The sequence below is a fragment of the Limnofasciculus baicalensis BBK-W-15 genome (assembly GCF_024178385.1).
Taxonomy (GTDB): Bacteria; Cyanobacteriota; Cyanobacteriia; order Cyanobacteriales; family Coleofasciculaceae; genus Limnofasciculus; species Limnofasciculus baicalensis.
This window is the reverse complement of sequence record NZ_JAMZMM010000746.1, coordinates 1-1108: the sequence shown is the minus strand read 5'-3', so window position 1 is coordinate 1108 and position 1108 is coordinate 1. Positions and strand designations below refer to the sequence as shown.

The 1108-nt window shown below is 41.7% G+C and carries 1 protein-coding gene; it reads right to left on the bottom strand.

Features of this window, described 5'->3' with window-relative positions:
* Nucleotides 1-46 precede the first annotated feature (46 nt).
* Nucleotides 47-1018 carry an undecaprenyl-diphosphate phosphatase gene (locus tag NJ959_RS29920; RefSeq protein ID WP_373693746.1) on the bottom strand — a complete coding sequence of 324 codons (972 nt, stop codon included), beginning with the start codon at nucleotides 1016-1018 and terminating at the stop codon, nucleotides 47-49.
* Nucleotides 1019-1108: the final 90 nt, after the last annotated feature.

Here is a 1108-nt window from a genome sequence, read left to right as displayed (position 1 = left end):
GGGGAATGGGGAAGATAACAAACAACAAATAACCAACAACCAATAACTAACTATTTTTGAGAAATCCAGTCGCAATCCCACCCAAAATTGCTGCCCCAAATGCTAAACGATACCAAACAAATACCCAAGTATTTTGAGTTTGTAGATAGCGAATCAGCCACGCGATCGCAATATAGGAAAATGCGGCTGCTGATATCGTCCCTACAACCAATGATATCATCCCTCCATCCCCTAGTTCGCCGACGGCATCCTTTAATTCTACTAATCCAGCTAACGTAATTGAAGGAATCCCTAGTAAAAATGAAAATCTTGCAGCGGTTGCTCTTTCCAACCCGACAAATAAACCAGCAGTAATAGTTGAACCGGATCTCGACACGCCGGGAATTAGTGCCATGGCTTGTGCTAATCCCATTAAAATACCATCTTGAACAGTCAACCGATCGATATTGCGCTTGCGTTTACCGATTTGTTCGGCAATTCCTAATAGCAAACCCATGAAAATAGAAGCACATCCGATTGCTGCCATACTTCGCAGTGGTGAATTATCGTAATCGGGAATAAATTTTTTAATTAGTAATCCAAAGAAGATAATAGGTAGAGTGCCCAACCCGATTCCCAATGCCATTCTAAATTCAGTAGACTCGTAATCAGATGTGCGGATAGATTTAATAACTCCTGTAGTAATTTGTGCCAAGTCTGACCAAAAATACCACAATACTGCGGCAATACTGCCAAGCTGAATAATACCAGTAAAAGCTACTCCGGGATCTCCCCAGTGTAAGGCGACGGGCACTACTTTTAAATGAGCGCTACTGCTAATAGGCAAAAACTCAGTTAACCCCTGTACCATTCCCAACACTACCGCCTGAAAAACATTCATTTGTGATGTTGATGGTGGAGTAGCTGATACTATTTCTGACGATACGCTAGTACCGAAAACTTGTAATGGGAAGGCAATAAATACGCCAATTATACCAGCCGCAATAAGTTTCAATAACTGTTGTTGGGGTTTAATCATTTAAGAAATAAGCGCCTAGATCTGCGATACGTCGGCAAATATAACATTAATCTTAAAAAACATCAGGGAGTGGGGATGTGGGGAGTGGGG